The organism is Neorhizobium huautlense (assembly GCF_002968575.1).
In the GTDB taxonomy this organism is placed as follows: Bacteria; Pseudomonadota; Alphaproteobacteria; order Rhizobiales; family Rhizobiaceae; genus Neorhizobium; species Neorhizobium huautlense.
This window is the reverse complement of sequence record NZ_PVBM01000017.1, coordinates 25,671-48,220: the sequence shown is the minus strand read 5'-3', so window position 1 is coordinate 48,220 and position 22,550 is coordinate 25,671. Positions and strand designations below refer to the sequence as shown.

The following is a 22,550-nucleotide window of genomic DNA, read 5'->3' as shown; positions in this document are numbered from 1 at the left end:
TCGTTTAGCGTCGTGCCTGCCTTGCCGTTTGAAGGTTTGAATGCGACAACAGCCGCGAATCTTCAAATGGAGGCACATCCGTGGAACAGGCAGAAATCGGCCTTATCGGGCTCGGCGTCATGGGCTCTAACCTCTCTCTCAATATCGCCGAGAAGGGCAACAAGATCGCCGTCTTCAACCGCTCTCCAGAGGCCACACGCAAGTTTTACGCCGAGGCAGGTGGCCTGCAGGGGCAAATCGTCCCTTGCGAGACTTCGGAAGATTTCGTCGCCTCCATCCGCCCGCCGCGGCCGATCATCATCATGATCAAGGCCGGCGATCCGGTCGACCAGCAAATGGAGCTTCTGAAACCCTATCTGTCTTCAGGCGATATCATGATCGACGCGGGCAATGCCAATTTCCGCGACACGATGCGCCGCTTCGACAATCTGAAGGATAGCGGCCTGACCTTCATCGGCATGGGTGTTTCGGGTGGCGAAGAGGGTGCCCGGCACGGTCCGTCGATCATGGTCGGCGGCACCGAGGAAAGCTGGAAGCGTGTCGAAAAGGTCCTGACCTCGATCTCCGCCAAATTCAACGACGAACCCTGTGTTGCCTGGCTCGGGCAGAATGGCGCCGGCCATTTCGTCAAGACGATACACAACGGCATCGAATATGCCGACATGCAGATGATCGCCGAAATCTACGGCATCCTGCGCGACGGCCTCGGCATGAGCGCGACAGAGATCGGCGAAGTGTTCGGCAAATGGAATACCGGCCGCCTCAATTCCTATCTCATCGAAATCTCCGAGAAGGTTCTGAAGGCCGCGGACCCGATCTCCGGCAAGCCGATGGTCGATCTGATCGTTGATGCTGCCGGGCAGAAGGGCACCGGCAAGTGGTCCGTCATCGAAGCCCAGAACATGGGCGTCGCGGCGACCGCCATCGAAGCCGCCGTTGCCGGACGTATTCTGTCCTCGCAGAAGACGGAACGCGAGGCGGCGGAAAAGATTTTCGGCCTGCCGAAGATTTCAGACACGCCAAAGGACAAGGCAGCCTTTATCGCCGATCTTGAAAATGCGCTGCTCGCGGCCAAGATCGGCGCCTATGCTCAGGGCTTCGCGGTGATGGCCGCCGCTTCCGCCGAGTACGGCTGGAACCTGCCGATGCCGACGATCGCCAAGATATGGCGCGCCGGCTGCATCATCCGCTCGCAGTTCCTGGATGAAATCACCTCGGCCTTCACCAAGGATCCGCATGTGGCGAACCTCATCGTCACCCCGGCCTTCTCGCAGATGGTGAAGGATACCGATGGCGCTCTTCGCCGGGTCGTATCGTTTGCGACGCTTTCCGGCCTGCCGGCCCCGGCACTCGCTTCGGCGCTTTCCTATTTCGATGCCTATCGCCGCGGGCGCGGCACGGCCAATCTAATCCAGGCGCAGCGCGACTTCTTCGGCGCGCATGGATTCGACCGCGTCGATGGCGTCGACAAGCACCACGGCCCATGGGGTAGCGGCCTCGCTGAATTTGCCTGATCGGGAAAGCAATTCCTGCAGATCGAAGCCCGCCGGTAAGGCGGGCTTTTTGCATTCGCAATCGACGCATGGCGACGGTGACTCGAGAAGTCAGGCGTGCCGCCACACATTCACTGCGGAAATCAGCAGGATCAAGGCCAGCGCCGGAAGCAGAAGGGCGTCCGGCACGAGACCCAGAAGCATGCCTCCCAGAAATGTGCCGGCAATCGACCCGATCGCCATTATCACCAGGAACAGTCTGTTTCTGGTGATGGCGAAGAAGCTGTCGTCAAGGCTGTACCGGGTGAAGCCGACGAGCATGGTCGGAAGGCTCACCGCAAGGGACAGGCTGCCCGCCAGTTTGATGTCCACGCCGAAGAGTAGCACGAGCGTCGGGATCAGCAGTTCACCGCCTGCTACGCCGAGCAATGCAGCGACGATGCCGATGATGAAGCCCGCAATCACACCCGCGACGAGCGGAGCCGGCCCGGTGACCAGAGCCTGGCTGGATGTCAGCTGATGTCCCAGGACAAGGACCACCGCGATGGCGACCAGCATGGCGGCAATGACCTTGTGCAGCGTTTCCGACCGTAGGCGCGTCGTCCATCCCGCACCGAGCCAGGCGCCGAGCAGGCTTCCGGCAAGAAGGTTGAGAATGATCGGCCAGTGACCGGCGACCGCGCCGAAGGGAACGGTTCCGCTGCGGAACGGGATCGCGGTGACGACCACCACCAAGCTCATCGCCTTGTTGAGTATGACGGCTTCCAGTGCCGGAAACCTGAACAGGCCGATCAGAAGAGGCAGGCGAAATTCAGCGCCTCCAAGCCCTATCAAACCGCCGAGGCCCCCGATAAGTGTTCCGCCGCAGAAAGCGGCGGGCAGGCTGCGAGGAACGGGAGTGTCGGTAGCGGCGCTCATGCCGATATATATATATATATGCACAGATATTTCGTGCCGGATAGCCGACCGGGTCGATGGCACGAAACCGTGGTCCCCGCCGTCAAATGGGGTGATGGGGACGACCGCCGCTGCGGTGAAACCCTCAGTCCCTCGGCGCTCTTTTCGACCAGACCGGCTGCGCCACGCTCTGGAGGAGCTCCGGCGCCACACCGTCGATGCGTGCCATCAGTGCCTTGGCCAGTTCGCGCCCGGACTGCCGCACATCCTCGTTGACCGTGTAGATTTCCGGACGGATCCAGTTCAGGAACTCGGCGGACTGTTTCGACACCATATCGAGATCGACGCCAAGCTTCTTGCCTGCGGCTTCCAAACCGGCAACCAAAGCGATCGTCGAAGATCCGCTGATCGAGATAATGCCGTCCGGCGGCTCGGCAGAACGCATCAGCCTCTCGGCATGGGCGCGGATCTCGTCGAGCGGTGTCTCGGTCGTCACGCGTCCCATGGGAACTTCCGTTCCGCCGAAATCCGCCAGGCCACGTTCGAAACCGTTGCGGCTATGGTTGTAGAAGGAAAAGCGGCTCTGCGGCGCGAGAAGGGCAATGCGCCGGCGCCCCTTTTCGATGAGCTTCCGGACGGCCTGATAGACATAGGCCTCGTTATCATAGTCGTGATAGGGGTGGGCGATGCCCATATCGGTGCGGCCATGGGTGACGAAAGGAAGGTTCCGCTCCGTCATCAGCCGCACGCGTGCATCTTCGGGCTCTATGCGGGATATGATCACTCCGTCGGCGGAGCCGGTGTCGAGGATGTAGCGCACGGGCACCATCGGGTCCTTCTGGAAGGAATGCGGCGTCACCACCAGGTGATACTGGGTGCCGCCGAGCACCTCGGAAATCCCGTGCACGAGCTGGCTCGTAAAGCCCATCAATTCCTCGTCGATGCTCAGGACGAGGGCGATAACGTTTGTTTTACCTGTGCGCAGCCTCACGCCGGCGCGGTTCGGCTGGTAACCGAGCTGGTTGGCAACGAGACGAACGCGTTCCTTGGTCTCTGCACCGATGTCAGGCGCGTCCTTGAGCGCCCGCGACACGGTGGTGATCCCTAAACCTGTCATATAGGCGATTGTCTTCAAGGTGGGACGTTCACGGACCACCTGCGATCCGCCCGTCCTTGATCTTCCGCTATCGTCCATTATTTGCCGTCGCTGCCCGAGTCAGGTGGCCACTATAGTGGGCTCAAGCTTGCCTGAAAACGGCGGCGACCCTTTCCTGTCTCCTCATCAGAATTCAATAACTGAAACGATACAGGTAAAATGTCGAGAAAAATTTTGATGCCATTCCGTTTCCTGCTGCCACAGATTGCACAACGCAGGTGCGAAGTCATTTTTTGCAGACGCTAAGGGAAAAGCCGCAGACGCTTGGAGAAATTTCCGAGAATCTTCTATTCTTCGGGCATTTATACATTGCTCGCTTCACAGCTAGATGTCCGAATCTGCACGTTTAAGATGTATTATCCCGCGGCCGAAATTTTTTCCGGCAAAAGCGGTTGCGCGATCCCGGCGATTGTCCTAGGTTTTCACGGCAACGTTTCAGTGAGGGAGGACACTCATGAATATTCGTGCGATGGCGGCCGCTTTTGCCGCAACCGTAACGCTGCCGTTCAGCGCTGCTCATGCCACCGATCTGGAAGTCACCCATTGGTGGACTTCCGGTGGCGAAGCTGCCGCTGTTGGCGAACTCGCAAAAGCATTCAACGCAACAGGCAACAAGTGGGTGGATGGCGCCATCGCCGGTTCCGGCAGCACCGCGCGGCCGATCATGATCAGCCGCATCACCGGCGGCGATCCCATGGGCGCCACTCAGTTCAACCACGGCCGTCAGGCCGAGGAACTGGTCCAGGAAGGCCTGATGCGCGACCTCACGGCGGTTGCGGAGAAGGGCAAGTGGAAGGATGTCATCAAGCCGGCGAGCCTGCTTGATTCCTGCACCATCGACGGCAAGATCTATTGCGCGCCGATCAATATCCATTCGTGGCAGTGGCTGTGGCTTTCTAACGAAGCCTTCAAGAAGGCCGGCGTCGATGTTCCGAAGAACTGGAACGATCTGGTTGCGGCGGCGCCTGCTTTGAAGAAGGCCGGGATCCAGCCGCTGGCGCTGGGCGGTCAGGCCTGGCAGGCGAACGGCTTGTTCGACACCTTGACCATCTCGCTTGGCGGCAAGGAACTTTACGAGACGGTCTACGTCAAGAAGGACGCCGAGACAGCCGGTGGTCCGGAGATGGCAAAGATCTTCGCAGCTGCAGCCCAGGCCCGCGACATGGCGAAGGGCAGCAATGTCCAGGATTGGAACCAGGCAACCAACATGGTCCTGACCGGCAAGGCTGGTGGTCAGATCATGGGGGACTGGGCACAGGGCGAGTTCCAGATTGCCGGCAAGAAGGCCGGAACGGACTATACCTGCCTTCCGGGTCTCGGTCTCAACGAGTATCTGACGACCGGCGGCGATGCATTCTATTTCCCGCTGCTGAAGGATGAAGAGAAGTCCAAGGCTCAGGATATCCTCGCTGCGGCAATCGTGGATCCAAAAACGCAGGTCGCGTTCAACCTTAAAAAGGGCTCTCTTCCTATTCGCAGCGACGTCGATCTCGCCGCTGCCAATGACTGCATGAAAAAGGGTCTCGAGATCCTCGGCAAGGGCAATATCATCAAGAGCGTCGATCAGCTCGTTTCGGCCGATACGCAGAAGCAGAAGGAAGACCTGATGTCCGAATTCTTCGCCAATGCCTCGATCACTCCGGAAGCTGCGCAGAAGCGCTTCGCGGATATCATCGGCTCGGCGGATTGATTTCCTCCCGGATGCCCCGGAAACCGGCCCCGTAGCATACGGGGCCGGAACGAGGATTTGTTTTCAGGAAACGGTTCATTCCCTGGAGAGGAGAGACCATGGCGGCACATGCTCCGACCGGCCGACCCAACCAGCTCTTCCGCAACCTCAATGCGAAGATCGCTTCCATCCCGATGATGCTTGTCGCCCTGGTGATCTTCCTCGGCGGCACACTCTGGACGGTGTTTTATTCCTTTACGAATTCCAGGCTTCTGCCACGGCTCAACTTCGTGGGCCTCGATCAATACGAACGTCTTTGGGCATCGTCCCGCTGGATCATCTCAATCCAGAACCTTGCCATCTACGGCATCCTTTCGCTGATCTTCAGTCTGGTCATAGGCTTCATGCTGGCGGCGCTGATGGATCAGAAGATCCGGTTCGAGAACGCTTTCCGGACGATCTTTCTCTACCCCTTCGCTCTTTCCTTCATCGTTACAGGGCTGGTTTGGCAGTGGGTACTCAACCCTGAATTCGGTATTCAATCCGTCATCCGCTCGCTTGGCTGGACCTCGTTCGCCTTCGATCCGCTCTATGATCCCGACATCGTCATCTATGGCATCCTGATCGCCGCTCTCTGGCAGGGCACGGGGCTCGTCATGTGCCTGATGCTGGCCGGTCTGCGCGGCATCGACGAGGACATCTGGAAGGCGGCGCGCGTCGACGGCATTCCGATGTGGAAGACCTATCTTCTTATCATCATTCCTATGATGCGCCCGGTATTCATCACCACGCTCGTGATCATCGCGAGCGGCATCGTCAAGGTTTACGACCTCGTGGTGGCACAGACCAGCGGCGGTCCCGGCAACGCTTCCGAAGTCCCGGCAAAATACGTCTACGACTACATGTTCCAGGCCCAGAACCTCGGTCAGGGCTTTGCCGCCTCGACGATGATGCTGCTGACCGTCGCTATCATCGTGGTCCCGTGGGCCTATCTCGAGTTCGGAGGACGCAAGCGTGGCTAATATCAGCACCCTCAACACGACCGCCGCGGGTTTTGACGCGGTTTCTTCCCGCCTTGCCTCCGGCCCGAGCGGCCGCAAGCCGCGCCGCATGCTGTCGACCCGCAATATCGTGCTTTACGGGACCCTCACCGTCGCAGCGCTCTATTACCTGCTGCCGCTTTACGTGATGGTCGTCACCTCGCTCAAGGGCATGCCCGAGGTCCGTCTCGGCAACATCTTCTCGCCGCCGATGGAGATTACCTTCGAGCCTTGGGTGAAGGCCTGGGCGCAGGCCTGCACCGGGCTCAACTGCGACGGTCTGTCCCGAGGATTCTGGAATTCCGTACGCATCCTCGTGCCTTCCGTGGTCGTTTCGATCGCGGTTGCCTCGGTCAGCGGCTATGCGCTTGCCAACTGGCGGTTCAAGGGAGCGGAGCTGTTCTTCTCCATCCTCATCATCGGCGCCTTCATTCCCTATCAGGTGATGATCTATCCGATCGTCATCGTTCTCAGGGAGTTGGGGATCTACGGCACACTTACGGGGCTGGTCATCGTCCACACGATCTTCGGCATGCCGATCCTGACGCTGCTTTTCCGGAACTATTTCGCCTCGCTTCCGGTGGAATTGTTCAAGGCGGCGCGTATCGACGGGGCCGGGTTCTGGCAGATCTATTTCCGGATCATGCTCCCGATGTCGCTGCCGATCTTCGTGGTTGCGATGATCCTGCAGGTCACCGGCATCTGGAACGACTTCCTGTTCGGCGTCGTCTTCACCCGACCGGATACCTATCCGATGACCGTTCAGCTCAACAACATCGTCAATTCGGTTCAGGGCGTGAAGGAATACAACGTCAACATGGCGGCGACGCTTTTGACGGGCGCCGTTCCGCTCATCGTCTATTTCCTGTCCGGCCGGCTTTTCGTTCGCGGTATCGCCGCCGGCGCAGTCAAAGGGTAAGCCTGATGCACAATATGGTTTCCATCGGCAAGCAGAGCAGCGTCTCCATTCGCGATCTGTCGCTTTCTTTCGGCTCGGTGAAGGTTCTCGAGAACCTCAATCTCGACATCCGCGATGGCGAGTTCCTGGTGTTGCTCGGGTCTTCCGGCTGCGGCAAGTCAACGCTGCTCAACTGTATCGCGGGACTTCTCGAACCCACCGAGGGCCAGATCTTCATCAAGGACAGGAACGTCACCTGGGAGGAGCCCAAGGATCGAGGCATCGGCATGGTTTTCCAGTCCTATGCGCTCTATCCGCAGATGACGGTGGAAAAGAACCTTTCCTTCGGTCTTCAAGTGGCGAAGGTCCCCAAGGATGAGATCGATCGTCGCGTGGCGCGCGCCGCCGGCATCCTGCAGATCGAGCCGCTCCTGAAGCGCAAGCCGGCCGAGCTTTCCGGCGGACAGCGCCAGCGTGTGGCGATCGGGCGAGCGCTGGTGCGCGACGTCGACGTGTTCCTGTTCGATGAACCGCTGTCGAATCTGGACGCCAAGCTGCGCTCGGAACTGCGTGTCGAAATCAAGCGCCTGCACCAGTCGCTTAAGAACACGATGATCTATGTGACGCACGACCAGATCGAGGCGCTGACGCTCGCCGACCGGATTGCGATCATGAAGAGCGGCGTGATTCAACAGCTTGATGACCCGGTGATCATCTACAACCGGCCCAGAAACCGGTTCGTGGCCGGATTCATCGGCTCGCCGTCGATGAACTTCCTGACCGGAGAACTGGTGGGCGAGGGCGGCCGCATCGTTTTCAGAACGAACGACGTCAGCTTCTCGCTCGACGGTTACGATGCGTCGGAGCCGCTGAGGGCAGGGCGCAAGGTAATTCTGGGCGTCCGGCCCGAGCATATCAAGGTGGATGGCGACATTCAGGGCGGCGAGGTCCACGAGGCGGTAGTCGACATCGAGGAGCCGATGGGCGCCGACAACCTTCTCTGGCTCAAACATGCGGGCCATACCATGTCGGTGCGCATCGGCGGCGCTCGCCGTTATGCCGTCGGCACCAGGGTCCGGCTTGCTTTCGATATGACGATGGCCTCCCTTTTCGACGCCGAGACAGAAGACCGCATCTGAGCAGAGCCAATGGAATCTTCCCTAGACCTTTCCGGCTCCTGGCAGCTTGCGTCCGCCGACGGAACGCACCGCACCGAGATGCAGATCCCGGGCGACGTTCACAGCGGGCTGAAGGCGGCCGGCATCATTCCCGACCCCTATTTTGGCCGCAACGAGAACGACGTACAGTCGGTGGCGCATCAGGACTGGGTGATTGAGCGGCAGTTCATCGTCGATGATCCGGACGGCAACTGGTATCTCGACATCACCGATCTCGATACGGTCGCCATCGTCTTTGTAAACGATGTCCCGGTACTTTCGGCAGACAATTGCTTCCGGCGCTACCGGCCGGATGTTTCGTCGGCCCTTCAGCCCGGCGAAAATACGATCCGCATCCACTTCCATTCGAACATAAAAGCAGCGGCAGAGCGCCAGGCGCGCCAACCCTTCTATATTCCGTATTCCACGGGAAACTGCCCGATCCCGAACGGCAATATGCTGCGCAAGCCGCAATGCCATTTCGGCTGGGATTGGAATATCGCACTCGCGCCGCTCGGCCTCTATGGCGAAATCTCGCTGAACAAGCTCGATACGGCTCGCATCGAACATATCGTCACCAGGCAGAGACACGGTGAAGGCAAGGTCGAGCTTCACGTCGCTCTGACGCTTTACGCAAAAGATCCTGGCATCGTACCGGTGCATTTCGAGCTCGAGGGGGACCGGGTGCGGCTCGATTGCGGTATCGAGGCTGGCGAGACGATTGTCCACCATGTCTTCGAGATCGAAAGCCCGAAACTCTGGTGGCCGGCGGGCAGCGGCGATCAGCATCGTTACACGCTGACGGTGGATATTCCTGGCGAGGCTGTTACCCGCCAAATCGGCCTACGGACCGTCGAACTCCTCACCGATCCCGACGAGGCCGGCAGTCGCTTCGCCTTTCGCATCAACGGCCGCGAGATCTTCTGCCGCGGTGCGAACTGGATTCCGGCTGATGCGCTGTTTTCGTTGACCAGTCCCCAAAAGACCGAGGATCTGTTGCAATCGGCGGTCGACGCGAACATGAACATGCTTCGCGTCTGGGGCGGCGGGTTCTATGAAGCCGACTGGTTCTACGATCTCTGCGACCGGCTCGGCTTGATGGTCTGGCAGGACTTTCAGTTCGCCTGCAATCTTTATCCATCCACGCCCGATTTCCTCGAAAATGCCGAGGCGGAGGTGGATTACCAGGTGCGGCGCCTGATCTCGCATCCATCGATCGTCGTCTGGTGCGGCGATAACGAACTGGTCGGCGCGCTCAACTGGTTCAAGGAGTCTCTCGAAAACCGGGATCGTTATCTGGTTTCTTATGACCGTTTGAACCGGGTGATCGAGCAGGCACTGAAGAAGGCGGCTCCGGAAGCCATCTGGTGGCCCTCGAGCCCGGCCTCCGGCTACCTCGATTATGGCGATGCATGGCATGCGGACGGGTCGGGAGACATGCATTACTGGTCGGTCTGGCACGAGAACAAGCCGTTCGACAATTACCGTTCGGTCCGTCCCCGTTTCTGCTCCGAATTTGGTTTCCAGTCCTATACCTCGTTGCCAGTCATCGAGACCTATGCGGCGAGCAAGGACATGAACATCGCGTCGCCGGTGATGGAGCACCACCAGAAGAATGTCGGCGGCAACGAGCGCATCGCCGGCACGATGTTCCGCAATTTCCGCTTCCCGAAGGATTTTCCGAACTTCGTCTATCTGAGCCAGGTGCAACAGGGCGTGGCGATCAAGACGGCAGTCGATTACTGGCGGTCCTTGAAGCCCCATTGCATGGGCACGCTCTATTGGCAGCTCAATGACACCTGGCCGGTCGCCTCCTGGTCGAGCCTTGACTATGGCGGCAGCTGGAAAGTGCTGCACTACATGGCCCGGCGCTTCTTCCAGCCGGTTGCGGTGGCTGCAATTCCATCCCAAGATGGCAAGGATATCCAGATTTCGCTGGTCAACGACACGCCTGCCGATATCACGGTCACCATCAATCTTTCCCTGCTGACGCTTTCGGGCGAGCGCAAGCTGCTCAAGAGCATCGAAGCCGTCTGTACGCCGGACTCTGCGGTAACGGCTTTGAGGCTGCCGGTTTCAGATCTGCCGGAGAACTCAATCATGGCCTGGACCTTTACCGCATCCAACGGGATGGGCGGAGAGGGGCACTATGTCCACGGCACCTACAAAGCCCTCGACCTGGAGCCGGCGGGCCTTGAGTTCTCCATGTCTCCTGCCGGTGACGGCGCGATCGATCTTCTCGTACAGGCGAAGGGGCTTGCGCTTTTCGTATTGATCGAAAGCGATACGGCCGGCCGCTATTCCGACAATGCCTTCGACCTTGCTGCCGGCGAAAGCCGCCGGATCACCTTCACGCCCGCCGCACGGACGGACGCGATCCCGAATTTCCGTATCTACGATCTCCATTCCTGCCAGACGGCAGGCTGACGCTCTTCTCAAGGAGGATCACCATGACGAAACTTGGTTTCCAGCTTTATTGCGCCCGCAACTTTCCGCCACTGTCCGAGACTTTGAAAAAGGTCGCCGCAGCGGGGTATGCGGAAGTCGAGGGTTACGGCGGCATTTACGCCACCATGGACGAGCTGTCGCTCAAGGCCTTGCGGGCCGATCTCGATGCCAACGGGCTCACCATGCCCACCGGCCACTTCGGCCTCGATCTTCTCGAAAAGGAGCCGCAGCAAGCGCTGCTGATCGCCAAGACGCTTGGCATGGAAGCGATCTACTGCCCCTATCTTCTGCCCGATCAGCGGCCGGCGGACGCCGCGGGCTGGTTCGCCTTCGGCAAGCGTCTTCAGGAGGCCGGCAAGCGTTATCAGGATGCCGGCTACGTCTTCGGCTGGCATAACCACGACTTCGAATTCAAGGCGCTTCCCGATGGCTCGACGCCGCAGGAGGAAATCTTCGCCGGCGGTCCTGACCTCGCCTGGGAAGCTGATATCGCCTGGGTCATCCGCGGCGGCGCCGACCCCTTCGCCTGGATCGAGCGCCACGGCGAGCGCATTACCGCGGTGCATGTCAAGGATATCGCTCCGGCCGGCGAGAATACGGATGAGGACGGTTGGGCCGATGTCGGTCACGGCACCGTGCCGTGGAAGGATCTGGCGGCAGCGCTGAGGAAGACACCGGCCAAGCACTACGTCCTCGAACACGACAATCCGAAGGATATCGACCGGCTGCTGACGCGGTCCATCGCCTCCTTCAAGACCTATTGATCACTGAGATTTCGGAGTTTTTCATGCCCAAGGAACTTGGCGTCGGCATCATGGGATGCGGCAATATTTCCACGACCTATTTCAAGTTGGCGCCGCTTTTCAAAGGCCTGAAAGTGCTGGCCTGCGCTGATCTCAACGACGAGACGGCGGAGGCTCGAGCGGAAGAATACGGCGCCAAGGCGCAGTCGATCTCAGATCTGCTGGCCAATGACGAGTTGGACGTGATCGTCAACCTGACGATCCCGGCTGCGCATTTTTCCGTTTCCAAGGCGATCCTGGAAGCTGGCAAGCACGTCTATTCCGAAAAGCCGTTGACGGTGACGCTTGAGGAGGGCAAGGCTCTTCAGGCGCTTGCCAAGGAAAAGGGCCTTTCGGTCGGCTGCGCCCCGGACACATTCCTCGGCGGCTCGCATCAGCTTGCCCGTAAATATATTGACGAAGGCGGCATCGGCCGCATCACGTCCGGGACCTGCCATGTCATGAGCCCCGGCATGGAGATGTGGCATCCCAATCCGGGCTTCTTCTTTCTGGAAGGCGGCGGGCCGATCCTCGACCTCGGACCCTATTACATTGCCAACCTGATCAATCTGATTGGTCCGGTGAAGCGCGTCGGGGCGCTGACCTCCATGGCAAGCCCCACGCGGACGATCACCAGCGAGCCGCTGAAAGGCCAGGTGATCCCGGTCGAAACACCGACCACCATCCACGCACTCCTCGAATTTGTCAGCGGCGCTACGATCACGCTCTCGGCCAGCTGGGATGTCTGGTCGCATCGCCATGCGAATATGGAGCTCTACGGTACTGAAGGTTCGCTTTTCGTCCCCGATCCGAATTTCTTCGGCGGCGTGGTCGAGGCAAGCGGGCGCAACAAGGATATCCAGCCCCTGGAGGACTGGGACCATCCCTTCGGCGTCCTGAACCAGGAAAGCCCCCAGGGGCCGCGTGCCAATTACCGCACGGCAGGCCTTGCGGATATGGCGATCGCCATCATCGAGGGTCGCGATGCCCGTTGCTCGCTTGAGCGGACACTGCATGGCGTGGATGTGATGACCTCGATCCTCAAGTCGGGCGAGGAGGGCCGCTTCATCGAACTGTCCACCACCTGCACGCAGCCTGCGGCTCTCGGCATCAACGAGGCACTGGCGCTTCTGCGCTGATCCGCTATGTGTTTGACGCGGGCCGTTCGCGCCCGCGTCCAACCAAGACATGAGGAGGGCGTCATGGCCTGGCAACCGGCGGAAGACCGCTATTCCAAGATGAAATACAACCGCTGCGGCCGTTCCGGCCTGCAGTTACCGGCGATCTCGCTCGGCCTCTGGCACAATTTTGGCGACGATACCCCGCATGAGCGGAAGGTCGCGATCTGCCGAAGGGCCTTCGATCTCGGCATTACTCATTTCGATCTCGCCAACAACTACGGCCCGAAAGCGGGCAGTGCCGAGACAGCCTTCGGCCAGATCCTGCGGGAGGACTTCAGGGGCTATCGCGACGAGCTGATCATTTCGTCCAAAGCCGGCTACAACATGTGGCCCGGTCCCTATGGAGAATGGGGTAGCCGCAAATATCTGATCGCCTCCTGCGACCAGAGCCTGAAGCGGATGGGTCTCGATTATGTCGACATCTTCTATTCGCACCGCTTCGATCCCGATACGCCGCTCGAAGAAACCTGCGGCGCGCTGGACCATATCGTCCGGTCGGGCAGGGCGCTCTACGTCGGGATTTCCTCCTACAACTCCAGGCGCACCCGCGAGGCTGCGGCAATCCTCGAGCAGCTCGGCACGCCCATTCTCATCCATCAGCCCAGCTATTCCATGATCAACCGTTGGATCGAGGAAGACGGCCTTCTCGATGCGATCGAAGATCTCGGCATCGGCTCGATCGTCTTCTCGCCCCTGGCGCAGGGCATGTTGACGTCGAAATATCTCGGCGGCATTCCGGAGGGCAGCCGAGCGGCCCAGGGCAAATCGCTACGGTCGGAATTTCTGAACGAAAGAAATATCGGGAATCTTCGCGGCTTGAACGCCATCGCCGAAAAACGTGGCCAGACGCTTGCCCAGATGGCGCTTGCCTGGGTCCTGCGCGGCGGACGGGTTACCACCGCGCTGATCGGCGCCAGCCGTCCCGAGCAGGTCGAAGATTGCGTCAAGGCGCTGGAAAAGCCCGATTTCACGCCACAGGAGCTGGCCGAAATCGATACTTTTGCAAAGGACGCGGATATCAATCTCTGGGCGGCTTCGGCGGAGCGCCAGGGGCCATCCCGCAACAAGTGAATGAAACAGCGCCCGGCGGCCCGCCCGCCGGGCTTATCCCCCTGTGTCGTTGGAAAAAGACATGATCCGCAATCCGATCCTGCCGGGTTTTAATCCCGATCCGTCCATCTGCCGTGTCGGGGAGGATTATTACGTCGCAACCTCGACATTCGAGTGGTATCCGGGCGTGCAGATCCATCACTCGCGGGATCTGGCGAACTGGACGCTGGTACGCCGGCCGCTTGAGCGCGCGAGCCAGCTCGACATGCGCGGCAATCCGGACAGTTGCGGCATCTGGGCGCCATGTCTTTCCTATGCCGACGGTTTGTTCTGGCTGGTCTACACGGACGTCAAGCGGCTCGACGGCAACTTCAAGGATGCACACAATTACATCGTGAGCTCGCCGACCATCGAGGGTGAATGGTCCGATCCGGTCTATGTCAATTCGTCGGGTTTCGATCCGTCGCTCTTCCATGACGACGACGGGCGCAAGTGGTTCCTCAACATGCAGTGGAACCACCGCACCGAAAGCTATGGCGGCGCGCCGAAACATCCGGCCTTCGACGGCATCCTGCTGCAGGAATGGGATCCGGGGACGAAGGCGCTAAAGGGGCCGATCAGGAACATCTTCGCCGGCAGTCCGCTTGGCCTGGTCGAGGGGCCGCACCTGTTCAAGCGAAACGGCTGGTATTACCTGACGACCGCCGAGGGTGGCACGGGCTATAGCCACGCCGTAACCATGGCCCGCTCGCGCACGATCGACGGTCCCTATGAGATGCATCCGCAGATCCATCTGATCACGTCCAAGGATCATCCGAAAGCTGCTCTTCAGCGGGCAGGGCACGGGCAGTATGTGGAAACGCCGGATGGTGAGGCCTATCACACCCATCTCTGCGGCCGCCCGCTTCCGCCGCAGCGACGCTGCACCTTGGGGCGGGAAACTGCGCTGCAGAAGTGCATCTGGAAGGATGACTGGCTTTATCTGGCCCAAGGGGGCGTGGTCCCGGACGTCGAGGTGCCGGCTCCGGCAGAGGCCGTGACCGAGGAGAGGCCAGTCAGGATCAGACGGGACTTCGACGACCCCAAGCTGCCGCCCGAATTCCAGTGGCTGCGAACGCCTTACCCGGAACGGCTTTTCAGCCTGACCGAGCGGCCGGGCCATCTGCGGCTTTTCGGTCGCGAAAGCATCGGTTCCTGGTTCGAACAGTCGCTCGTCGCGCGCCGACAGGAGCATCATTCGTTCCGAGCGGAGACGGCGGTGGATTTCGCACCCGAGACCTATCAGCAGGTTGCGGGCCTGACCCATTATTACAATCGCCACAAGTTTCATGCGATCGTCGTGACGCTCCACGAGAAGCTTGGCCGTGTCGTAACGATCTTCTCCTGCCCCGGCGACTATCCGAACAGCCGGATGACCTTTCCGGTGGAAAGCGGTGTTTCCGTGCCAGAGGCCCCAATCCACCTCGCCATGGAAGTCCGCGACAACGACCTGCAGTTCTTCTGGCACAGCGCCGGCTCGGCAGAATGGCGGGCGCTCGGTCCCGTGCTGGATGCGGGGGTTATTTCGGACGAAGGCGGCCGGGGCGAACACGGCTCTTTTACCGGCGCATTCGCCGGCGTTTTCGCCTTCGACACGTCCGGGCGGGCAAAGAGTGCCGATTTCGATTATGTCGTCTACCAGGTGCTTTAGGATCGGTTCCTCCTAGCGGAAAACGAGATTTACGTTACGGCAGCCATGAAGTCACCGGTGCGGACACGAAGATAGGGATCGCCGAAGTTGTCCGGCGATCCTCGTGGTTACAGCCGTCACGTTCCCTGTGACAAGCAGTTCTTCATAGAACTCGCGAGCCCACGCATCAGCTCGAAATAGAGGTTCGGCCCTTCCTTCAGTGTCGCGGCTTCCGGATCCAGCGTGCCGGAGCGGGCAGGTGTTCCTTCCGTCACCACTGCCACGAGTTTCGGTTCAAACTGCGGTTCGGCGAAGACGCAGGTCGCGCCGAGTTCGGTGACCTTTTGGTGGATCTCCCCAATACGCTCCGCGCCCGGCACAGTTTCGGGGCTGACGGTGATCGAACCTGCGACGGTCACGCCGTAACGATGTTCGAAATACTGGTAGGCATCATGGAAGACGACAAATGGCTTGTCCTTGACGGGTGAGAGCGTCGTTTTCAGTTCCGCGTCCAGTGTATCAAGTTCCTTCATCAAGGCCGCGCCGTTTGCCTGATAGGTTGCGGCATTGGCCGGGTCGGCGGAAACCAGTGCCTTGGCGATCTCGGCTGCAATCGCCTTGGCGTTCATCGGATCGAGCCACAGGTGGGTGTCGAATCCTTCATGATCGTGATGCCCATGATCCGCCTCGTGGTCGTCATCGGCGTGATCGGCATGCTCTCCGGCCGCATGACCGTGGTCTTCGGCTTCGTCTCCGTCGTCATGGGGTTCGAAGGCGCCCCCTTCCCGAAATGGCAGCTTTTCAAGCCCCGGCGCATCTTCGAGGGTGACGACCTTGGCCTTCGAAGCGAGAGCCTCGAGGGGCTTTTCCATGAATGCCTCCATGCCGTGACCAACCCAGAACACCAGGTCGGCATTCTCCAGCGTCCGCGCATTGGACGGCTTCATGGTAAAGGTATGCGGGGAGGTCGCACCCTCCACGATGAGCTTCGGTTCGCCGACACCCTTCATGATGGACGCCACGAGAGAGTGGATCGGCTTGATGGAAACCACGACATCCGGCGCGGCGAAGGCGCTCGGTGCATTCACCAGGGCGGCGGAAGACAAAAGAAGGGCGGCGGCAAATTTCATGGCATGGCTTCCTTGTTTTGATATGTAATGTTATTACATCAATTGCGTTATGCTATAACGTGTGCCATGAGGGCTGACAACAGGATTTTTGGAAAAAACATGCTGATGACCGATCGGGCTCTGGGGGCCCAATCCGAGAACCGGCTCGTGTCGCTGGCCAATGCCGGGATTCGGCGCGACGGCCGCTGGCTTGTCCGCGGCGTCGATTTTTCGATCCGTCGCGGCGAGGTCGTGACGCTGATAGGGCCAAATGGCGCCGGAAAGTCGACGACGGCGAAGCTGGCGATCGGCGTGCTGAGGCCGGACGAAGGTGCCGTCGACCGGATGCAGGGCCTGCGGATCGGTTATGTGCCGCAGAAACTGGCGATCGACTGGACCATGCCGCTTTCGGTCCGCCGCCTGATGCGGCTGACCGGGCCGCTTCCCGATATCGAATTGGCTGCCGCGCTGAAGGCGACCGGCATTCCGCATCTGGTCGATGCCGAGGTCCGTCATCTCTCGGGAGGCGAATTCCAGCGGGCTTTGCTTGCCCGTGCGATCGCCCGGAAGCCGGATCTCATGGTATTGGACGAGCCTGTGCAGGGCGTCGATTTCGCGGGTGAGAGCGCCCTTTACGAACTGATCCGCGAGATCCGCAATTCGACCGGCTGCGGTATCCTGATGATCTCGCACGACCTGCACATGGTCATGGCCGGTACGGATACAGTGATCTGCCTGAACGGCCATGTCTGCTGCCGCGGGACGCCGGAGGTCGTCAGCCAGAGCGCCGACTATCTGAAGCTCTTCGGTGGTCACTCCCGCTCGCTGGCGGTCTACAGCCATCATCACGACCACACCCACCTGCCGGATGGTCGCGTCATGCACGGGGACGGCTCGATCACCGATCACTGCCATCCGGACGACGGACACCACCACGACGCTCACGACCACCATCACGATCATAGCCATGATCACCATCAACATGGCCATGTCGGACATGATCACGCCCACCATGCGCCCACCGCAGACGGGAGGAGCGATCGTGCTTGACGATTTCTTCACCCGCGCACTGCTGGCAGGCGTCGGTGTGGCATTGACCGCCGGACCGCTCGGCTGTTTCGTCGTCTGGCGGCGGATGGCCTATTTCGGCGACACCATGGCGCATTCGGCATTGCTGGGTGTCGCGCTGTCGCTTTTCTTCGGGATCAACCTGCTGGTCACGGTTTTCGGGGTTGCGGTCGCGGTTTCCCTGCTCCTTCTGATGCTGCAGCGGCGCCAATCGCTTTCGGCCGATGCGCTGCTCGGCATCCTTTCCCATTCCGCCCTCGCGATCGGTCTGGTGCTCGTCGCCTTCATGACCTGGGTGCGGATCGATCTCATCGCCTTCCTGTTCGGCGATATCCTGGCGGTCACACCAGGCGACATCGGGCTCATCTGGGGCGGCGGCGCGGTGGTGCTCACAGCGCTTGCCTTTCTATGGCGTCCGCTGATCGCGTCGACGGTCAGCGAGGACGTGGCGGAGGCCGAAGGCATGAAACCGGCGCGGGCGCGGCTTTTCTTCATGCTGCTGATGGCGCTGGTCATCGCGATCGCCATGAAGATCGTCGGCATCATGCTGATCACCTCGCTCCTGATCATTCCAGCGGCGACCGCACGACGGTTTTCGTCCAGTCCGGAGGTGATGGCGGTGCTGGCTTCGCTGATCGGCGCCTTCGCCGTGATCGGCGGATTGTTCGGCTCGCTGCACTACGACACGCCATCGGGGCCTTCAATCGTGGTCGCAGCGCTCCTACTTTTCGTTCTAAGCCTTTTCCCGGCCCTGGGGAAAAATACGGCCGAGAAGGCCGGCAACCAAGGAGTGCGATGATGAACGCACCAGTATCCGCCCCGGTATTGACCAAGAACCAGTCGCTCGTCTTCGACGTACTCAACCGCACCGACGCGCCGATGAGCGCCTACACGATCCTCGACAAGCTGCGTGACCACGGTTTTCGGGCGCCGCTGCAGGTCTATCGAGCGCTCGACAAGCTTCTGGAATTCGGCATGGTGCATCGGCTGGAAAGCCTCAATGCCTTCGTCGCCTGCGCCCATCCGGAAAGCGAATGCTGCGGGCATGGTCATGGCCACGGCTCGGTCGCCTTCGCGATCTGCGAAAGCTGCGGCCATGTCTCGGAGTTCCACGACCACGAGGTGGACCATCGCCTGAGCGATTGGGCGAAACGCAAGGGCTTTAAGCCTGCCAAGACGACGATCGAGATCCGCGGGCTGTGCAGCGCCTGCGCTGCCTAGAGCTGCCGCAGGTCGCGGGCGAAGCGCTTCCAGTTCTCGATATAGCGCAGGGCGGACTGCCTCAACTTCTCGACTGCCTCGTCGTCCAGGGTGCGGATGACTTTTGCCGGTGAGCCGACGATGAGGGAGTTGTCGGGAAATTCCTTGCCTTCGGTGATGAGGGCGTTGGCGCCGATCAGGCAGTTCCTGCCGATCTTCGCACCGTTCAGGATCGTCGCCCCCATGCCGACCAGCGAGTTGTCGCCGATGACACAGCCGTGGATGATGGCGTGGTGGCCGATGGTACAGCCTTCGTCGATCTTCACCGGATAACGCGGGTCGGTATGGATCATCACGCCTTCCTGGATGTTCGATCCTGCGCCGATGATGATCGGCTCGTTGTCGCCGCGCAGGACCGAGCCGAACCAGATGCCGACGTCCTCGCCAAGCTCCACCTTGCCGATCACGCTCGCATCCGGGGCGATCCAAAAGCGATCCGGGGCAGGGAGCTTCGGCTGAAATTCTCCAAGTGCGTAAAGCGGCATAGTTTTCCTCCCTTGCCGATCTCAGGCGACCGTCAACGACAGCTGACCGACGCCATCTATGCCGCAAGTTACCTGATCACCCTTGACCACCGCGCCAACCCCCGCCGGCGTTCCCGTCATGATCACGTCGCCGGGCGCCAAAGTGAAATAACTTGAGAGTTCGGCGATGATTTCCGCGGGCGACCAGATCATCTGGTTGAGGTCCCCCGATTGGCGGCGGGTGCCGTTGACGTCGAGCCATACGGCGCCTGTCTTGGGATGGCCGATACGGGCGGCCGGCACGATGGCGGATACGGGCCCAGACTTCTCGAAGGCCTTGGCGGCCTCCCAGGGGCGGCTCATCTTCTTTGCCTTGTCCTGCAGGTCGCGGCGGGTAAAATCCACGCCGACGGCGTAACCGTAGACCTTGGAGAGGGCATCCTCGACCGCTATCCCCGCGCCGCCTTCGGCGAGGGCCATCACCAGTTCGACCTCGTAATGGACATTGGACGACGCCGATGGATAGGGGAAGGTGTCACCGTTGTAGAGGTTGTCGGCGTTCTTCTGAAAGAAGAAGGGCGGCTCGCGGGACGGATCGTGACCCATTTCGATCGCATGGTCGGCATAGTTGCGGCCGACGCAATACACCCGGCGCACCGGAAACTGTTCCATCATCCCATCGACGTCGAGAAGCACGGGTTGGGGGGCGGGGATTACGGTAGCGCGCATGCGGACATCCTGAAGCAGTGGCATAAGACAAGGCCGTCTTTGTCTCTCGATTCACCAGACAATCCTAGCCCTTTTTGGAAGGGCAGCAAAAATTTGCAGCTGTTATGGAAGCCGCCGACGGAAGGATTGATCTCAGGAACGAAATGCTGCCGCAAGCCTCTTATGAACGAGCTGTCGCGTACTTATCCACTCGATGCGCATTCCTCTTGCCCAAAAATATGCAGAAACTTGCCCGTGCGTGGCACATCGCGGACTTCATGTCCTGCCGCAGCAAGCCGAGGGGAGTATAAATCCGTAGTTGATTTCGAGCATGTTTTTACGCATATTTTGATGATGGATAGTATATTTCAAATATTGAAGTATATTTTACGATAATTACTGCTGGGCAGCCGGATGCTGGTATTTTCAGATGAAAATTTAGAAGTGATACATCGTCCGGGATCATCTCCCTATCTTCTCGTCACCTTTAACGAGATGGAAATGAAGGCGAACGGCAGCCGCTTCTGGGGGCAGCGGTTCTGCGAGAAGGTTGATATCTCGGCCCTCGGCTTCATCAGTCGACGACCAAACTGGTTCCCGGCGGCGAGTGTCGTCAAGGCTGTCGAGGCGGTCGCGCCCATCCTTCGCGCCGCACCGGAGCGGATCCTCTACGGGCATTCCCAGGGCGGTTACGCGGCCTTGCGGTATAGGAGGCGCTTCAACGCCGACGTTGCGATCGCCTTCTGTCCCCAGATCTCGATCGACCCGAAAGCCGTGCCTTTCGACGGCAGGTTTGCGCGACATTTCTCACCCGAACTTCACGCCAACATGAGGATCGCGCCCGATCACGCGGCTGGCCGGGCCTATCTTTTCTTCGATCCGTTCCATGCGGTGGATCACCAGCATGCGGTCCGGATCAGCAGGGCGCAGGACGCCGTGCGTCTCGTGCCAGTGCATATGACCGGCCATGGAACAGTCCGGGCGTTCGCCGGAACGGCACGCGCCCTGGCACTGATCGAAGCCTGCAGGAAAGACGATGTTCAAAGTCTCCGCGCGCTCGCCCGTGCCGCCCGGGTTACGGCGCCGATGCGACCCTATCAGATCGCCGTGGCCGCGATCGCTCGGCATGGCGCCTGGGCCGACCGGTTTCATGAACATTTCGGCGCGGCCTTCTCTCCGGTCGAGCGAGCGAATTTCCTTTATCATCGGGCCAATCGCCACATTCGTGACGGGGAGCTCGCGACGGCGCGGACCATGCTTGTGGACGCGATGACATACCAGCCGGGAAATGCCGGCTTTGCCCGGCGGATCGAGGAGCTGGACGGCCGTATCGCACGCGGCCTCGGGTCGCGGAGCGCGGTACAGTCGTAAGATCAGCCAGGTCCGTTGGGCGCCTAGTCTGCCAGCTGACGCAACTTCCTACAAGGGGCCGGTCCGAGAAGGCGAGCGAAACGGAATAGCCGAGCGGGCCACGGGTTGAAACCCGCGGCCTCTCCGAATGCGTTTTTCAGGCGACAGCCCTGCGCGCCGAGGTCAGGGCCTCGATTTCCATACTGACATGATCGGCGAGATCAGCGCGGGCAATGGCCATATGCAGGTTGGCGCTGACGAAGCCGGCGGGCGAACCGCAATCGAAGGTGCGGCCGCAGAACTCGAACGGTCTGATCGTCTGTGTTCCCATCAGGGCGATCATGGCGTCGGTCAGCTGGATCTCGCCACCGGCGCCCGGCGTCTGGTTCTCCAGCAGATCGAAGATTTCCGGCTGCAGGATGTAACGTCCTGAGATGAAGAGGTTGCTCGGCGCCTTACCGGGCGCCGGCTTTTCCACGAGACCGGTCACAAGCGGGCCTTCAGCCGTGGACTTAAGTGACACGATCCCGAATTTGTGGGTCTCCTCGGGCGCGCATCTTTCCACGGCGACGATGTTGCCGCCGTGACGGTCATGGAGATGCATCATGGACTTGAGGCACGATTCGTCGTTGACCATCAGCATGTCGGGGAGCAGGACGGCAAAGGGTTCGTCGCCGACGATCTGGCGGGCCGTCCATACAGCGTGTCCCAGGCCGCGCGCCTGCTGCTGACGGACGAAGGAAATGCTCCCGGTGTCCGGCGTGCCCTGGGTCATCCGGTCGGCCAGACCGTGCTTGCCGGCGCTGCGCAGGCAGGCGTCGATTTCGAAGGCGTGGTCGAAATAGTCCTCGATCGCACCTTTCATGCGACCGGTGACGATGACGATATGCTCTATCCCCGACGCGAAGGCTTCCGCGACGATGTAATCGAGGATTGGCCGGTCGACGACGGGCAGCAGTTCCTTGGGAACGCTCTTGGTTGCAGGCAGCATCCTCGTTCCAAAACCGGCGGCGGGAATGATGGCCTTGCGGACTTTCATGTGCATGTAGGAAGCCTCCATTTCATATGAGCTTGCGAACGAATGCTTAAGGGTTCGGTCGATCGCTCTTCCGGCGACCAAAGCCTTTCCAACGGTCCCGAGACGAGAGCCG

20 protein-coding genes are annotated in these 22,550 nt (G+C 60.3%); 14 read left to right on the top strand and 6 right to left on the bottom strand.

Annotated elements, in window-relative coordinates; translation table 11 throughout:
• The first annotated feature begins 80 nt into the window (after nt 1-80).
• Nucleotides 81-1,514: an NADP-dependent phosphogluconate dehydrogenase gene (gndA, locus tag C5L12_RS18160; protein WP_105373459.1), complete on the top strand. Its 1,434-nt coding sequence runs from the start codon at nt 81-83 to the stop codon at nt 1,512-1,514.
• A gap of 90 nt (nt 1,515-1,604) precedes the next feature.
• Here the strand turns inward: gndA and C5L12_RS18155 are convergent, their stop codons facing one another.
• Nucleotides 1,605-2,411 (bottom strand): sulfite exporter TauE/SafE family protein, encoded by an 807-nt coding sequence (locus tag C5L12_RS18155; RefSeq protein WP_105373532.1) that lies wholly within the window; start codon nt 2,409-2,411, stop codon nt 1,605-1,607.
• A 124-nt stretch (nt 2,412-2,535) separates the two neighbouring features.
• Nucleotides 2,536-3,585, bottom strand: coding sequence for a LacI family transcriptional regulator (locus tag C5L12_RS18150; protein ID WP_105373458.1), 1,050 nt, complete (start codon nt 3,583-3,585; stop codon nt 2,536-2,538).
• Nucleotides 3,586-4,000: 415 nt separating this feature from the next.
• Between C5L12_RS18150 and C5L12_RS18145 the strand changes: the two genes are divergently transcribed.
• From C5L12_RS18145 to C5L12_RS18105, 9 genes are all read left to right on the top strand, one after another.
• Complete coding sequence (locus C5L12_RS18145) at nt 4,001-5,236, top strand: ABC transporter substrate-binding protein (protein WP_105373457.1); 1,236 nt, start codon at nt 4,001-4,003, stop codon at nt 5,234-5,236.
• Between the two features lie 98 nt (nt 5,237-5,334).
• Entirely contained in the window at nt 5,335-6,237 is a 903-nt protein-coding gene (locus C5L12_RS18140; RefSeq protein WP_105373456.1) for a carbohydrate ABC transporter permease, read from the top strand.
• Entirely contained in the window at nt 6,230-7,174 is a 945-nt protein-coding gene (locus tag C5L12_RS18135) for a carbohydrate ABC transporter permease (RefSeq protein ID WP_105373455.1), read from the top strand. The genes C5L12_RS18140 and C5L12_RS18135 overlap by 8 nt, the downstream gene beginning before the upstream one ends.
• A 5-nt stretch (nt 7,175-7,179) precedes the next feature.
• On the top strand, nt 7,180-8,292 hold the full coding sequence (locus C5L12_RS18130; protein ID WP_425350808.1) for an ABC transporter ATP-binding protein: 1,113 nt from the start codon (nt 7,180-7,182) through the stop codon (nt 8,290-8,292).
• A 9-nt stretch (nt 8,293-8,301) separates the two neighbouring features.
• The gene (locus C5L12_RS18125) at nt 8,302-10,737 is read left to right on the top strand and encodes a beta-mannosidase (protein ID WP_105373454.1); all 2,436 of its coding nucleotides are present in this window, start codon (nt 8,302-8,304) and stop codon (nt 10,735-10,737) included.
• Nucleotides 10,738-10,760: 23 nt separating this feature from the next.
• Complete coding sequence (locus C5L12_RS18120) at nt 10,761-11,522, top strand: sugar phosphate isomerase/epimerase family protein (protein WP_105373453.1); 762 nt, start codon at nt 10,761-10,763, stop codon at nt 11,520-11,522.
• A gap of 23 nt (nt 11,523-11,545) precedes the next feature.
• Nucleotides 11,546-12,679: a Gfo/Idh/MocA family protein gene (locus C5L12_RS18115; protein ID WP_105373530.1), complete on the top strand. Its 1,134-nt coding sequence runs from the start codon at nt 11,546-11,548 to the stop codon at nt 12,677-12,679.
• Nucleotides 12,680-12,742: 63 nt separating this feature from the next.
• Nucleotides 12,743-13,792 carry an L-glyceraldehyde 3-phosphate reductase gene (mgrA, locus tag C5L12_RS18110; protein WP_105373452.1) on the top strand — a complete coding sequence of 350 codons (1,050 nt, stop codon included), beginning with the start codon at nt 12,743-12,745 and terminating at the stop codon, nt 13,790-13,792.
• A 61-nt stretch (nt 13,793-13,853) separates the two neighbouring features.
• A complete protein-coding gene (locus tag C5L12_RS18105) occupies nt 13,854-15,461 on the top strand; it encodes a glycoside hydrolase family 43 protein (RefSeq protein ID WP_105373451.1) in 1,608 nt (535 codons plus the stop codon).
• A 116-nt stretch (nt 15,462-15,577) separates the two neighbouring features.
• Here C5L12_RS18105 and znuA read toward each other — a convergent pair whose 3' ends face one another.
• Entirely contained in the window at nt 15,578-16,570 is a 993-nt protein-coding gene (znuA, locus tag C5L12_RS18100; RefSeq protein WP_105373450.1) for a zinc ABC transporter substrate-binding protein ZnuA, read from the bottom strand.
• A 99-nt stretch (nt 16,571-16,669) separates the two neighbouring features.
• On the opposite strand from znuA, the gene C5L12_RS18095 reads away from it, so the two are divergent.
• Genes C5L12_RS18095 through C5L12_RS18085 form a run of 3 tightly spaced genes read left to right on the top strand, consistent with a single transcriptional unit; the run spans nt 16,670 to nt 18,838 of the window.
• Nucleotides 16,670-17,599, top strand: a complete 930-nt coding sequence (locus C5L12_RS18095) for an ATP-binding cassette domain-containing protein (RefSeq protein ID WP_205839357.1) — start codon at nt 16,670-16,672, stop codon at nt 17,597-17,599.
• Nucleotides 17,562-18,416 (top strand): metal ABC transporter permease, encoded by an 855-nt coding sequence (locus C5L12_RS18090; protein WP_205839358.1) that lies wholly within the window; start codon nt 17,562-17,564, stop codon nt 18,414-18,416. The genes C5L12_RS18095 and C5L12_RS18090 overlap by 38 nt, the downstream gene beginning before the upstream one ends.
• Nucleotides 18,416-18,838, top strand: a complete 423-nt coding sequence (locus C5L12_RS18085) for a Fur family transcriptional regulator (protein WP_105373529.1) — start codon at nt 18,416-18,418, stop codon at nt 18,836-18,838. The genes C5L12_RS18090 and C5L12_RS18085 overlap by 1 nt, the downstream gene beginning before the upstream one ends.
• Here the strand turns inward: C5L12_RS18085 and C5L12_RS18080 are convergent.
• Entirely contained in the window at nt 18,835-19,362 is a 528-nt protein-coding gene (locus C5L12_RS18080; protein ID WP_105373447.1) for a gamma carbonic anhydrase family protein, read from the bottom strand. The two genes, C5L12_RS18085 and C5L12_RS18080, sit on opposite strands and share 4 nt — an antisense overlap.
• Before the next feature lie 21 nt (nt 19,363-19,383).
• On the bottom strand, nt 19,384-20,070 hold the full coding sequence (locus C5L12_RS18075; RefSeq protein ID WP_105373528.1) for a fumarylacetoacetate hydrolase family protein: 687 nt from the start codon (nt 20,068-20,070) through the stop codon (nt 19,384-19,386).
• Nucleotides 20,071-20,463: 393 nt separating this feature from the next.
• On the opposite strand from C5L12_RS18075, the gene C5L12_RS18065 reads away from it, so the two are divergent.
• Nucleotides 20,464-21,420 (top strand): alpha/beta fold hydrolase domain-containing protein, encoded by a 957-nt coding sequence (locus C5L12_RS18065; protein ID WP_105373445.1) that lies wholly within the window; start codon nt 20,464-20,466, stop codon nt 21,418-21,420.
• A gap of 136 nt (nt 21,421-21,556) precedes the next feature.
• Here the strand turns inward: C5L12_RS18065 and C5L12_RS18060 are convergent, their stop codons facing one another.
• Nucleotides 21,557-22,444 (bottom strand): UTP--glucose-1-phosphate uridylyltransferase, encoded by an 888-nt coding sequence (locus C5L12_RS18060; protein WP_105373527.1) that lies wholly within the window; start codon nt 22,442-22,444, stop codon nt 21,557-21,559.
• Nucleotides 22,445-22,550: the final 106 nt, after the last annotated feature.

Coding starts and splice junctions, on each gene's coding strand:
- C5L12_RS18155 (WP_105373532.1), bottom strand. CDS start 2,411: ATGAGCGCCGCTACCGACACTCCCGTTCCTCGCAGCCTGCCCGCCGCT.
- C5L12_RS18150 (WP_105373458.1), bottom strand. CDS start 3,585: ATGGACGATAGCGGAAGATCAAGGACGGGCGGATCGCAGGTGGTCCGT.
- C5L12_RS18145 (WP_105373457.1), top strand. CDS start 4,001: ATGAATATTCGTGCGATGGCGGCCGCTTTTGCCGCAACCGTAACGCTG.
- C5L12_RS18140 (WP_105373456.1), top strand. CDS start 5,335: ATGGCGGCACATGCTCCGACCGGCCGACCCAACCAGCTCTTCCGCAAC.
- C5L12_RS18130 (WP_425350808.1), top strand. CDS start 7,180: ATGCACAATATGGTTTCCATCGGCAAGCAGAGCAGCGTCTCCATTCGC.
- C5L12_RS18125 (WP_105373454.1), top strand. CDS start 8,302: ATGGAATCTTCCCTAGACCTTTCCGGCTCCTGGCAGCTTGCGTCCGCC.
- C5L12_RS18120 (WP_105373453.1), top strand. CDS start 10,761: ATGACGAAACTTGGTTTCCAGCTTTATTGCGCCCGCAACTTTCCGCCA.
- C5L12_RS18115 (WP_105373530.1), top strand. CDS start 11,546: ATGCCCAAGGAACTTGGCGTCGGCATCATGGGATGCGGCAATATTTCC.
- mgrA (WP_105373452.1), top strand. CDS start 12,743: ATGGCCTGGCAACCGGCGGAAGACCGCTATTCCAAGATGAAATACAAC.
- C5L12_RS18105 (WP_105373451.1), top strand. CDS start 13,854: ATGATCCGCAATCCGATCCTGCCGGGTTTTAATCCCGATCCGTCCATC.
- znuA (WP_105373450.1), bottom strand. CDS start 16,570: ATGAAATTTGCCGCCGCCCTTCTTTTGTCTTCCGCCGCCCTGGTGAAT.
- C5L12_RS18095 (WP_205839357.1), top strand. CDS start 16,670: ATGCTGATGACCGATCGGGCTCTGGGGGCCCAATCCGAGAACCGGCTC.
- C5L12_RS18090 (WP_205839358.1), top strand. CDS start 17,562: ATGCGCCCACCGCAGACGGGAGGAGCGATCGTGCTTGACGATTTCTTC.
- C5L12_RS18085 (WP_105373529.1), top strand. CDS start 18,416: ATGAACGCACCAGTATCCGCCCCGGTATTGACCAAGAACCAGTCGCTC.
- C5L12_RS18080 (WP_105373447.1), bottom strand. CDS start 19,362: ATGCCGCTTTACGCACTTGGAGAATTTCAGCCGAAGCTCCCTGCCCCG.
- C5L12_RS18075 (WP_105373528.1), bottom strand. CDS start 20,070: ATGCGCGCTACCGTAATCCCCGCCCCCCAACCCGTGCTTCTCGACGTC.
- C5L12_RS18065 (WP_105373445.1), top strand. CDS start 20,464: ATGCTGGTATTTTCAGATGAAAATTTAGAAGTGATACATCGTCCGGGA.
- C5L12_RS18060 (WP_105373527.1), bottom strand. CDS start 22,444: ATGCACATGAAAGTCCGCAAGGCCATCATTCCCGCCGCCGGTTTTGGA.